General features: G+C 55.3%; 1 pseudogene (running past one end of the window). It reads left to right on the forward strand.

The window, feature by feature from the left end:
• Positions 1 to 284: pseudogene (locus JNK74_30060) on the forward strand (DUF1501 domain-containing protein); it runs 250 nt beyond the window's last position.

Genomic DNA, 284 nt, shown 5'->3' on the forward strand with positions numbered 1-284 from the left:
CGTGGTGTGCCCAAGATGCTGGGTCCGCAGGCTGCCTTCCGTCAGCACGGACAAAGCGGGTTGTGGCTGTCAGATAACCTGCCGCATCTTTCCACCGTGGCAGATGAACTGGCCATGCTGCATGCAGTAACCACCGACCAGTTTAATCATGCGCCTGCACAATTATTAATGCACAGCGGATCGGCAAGGCAGGGCCGCCCAAGTTTGGGTTCATGGGTAACGTATGGTTTGGGTACGGAAAATAAAAACCTGCCCGGCTTTGTGGTGCTTACCTCTGGTGGCAA

Source organism: Candidatus Hydrogenedentota bacterium (assembly GCA_016791475.1).
Taxonomy (GTDB): domain Bacteria; phylum Hydrogenedentota; class Hydrogenedentia; order Hydrogenedentales; family JAEUWI01; genus JAEUWI01.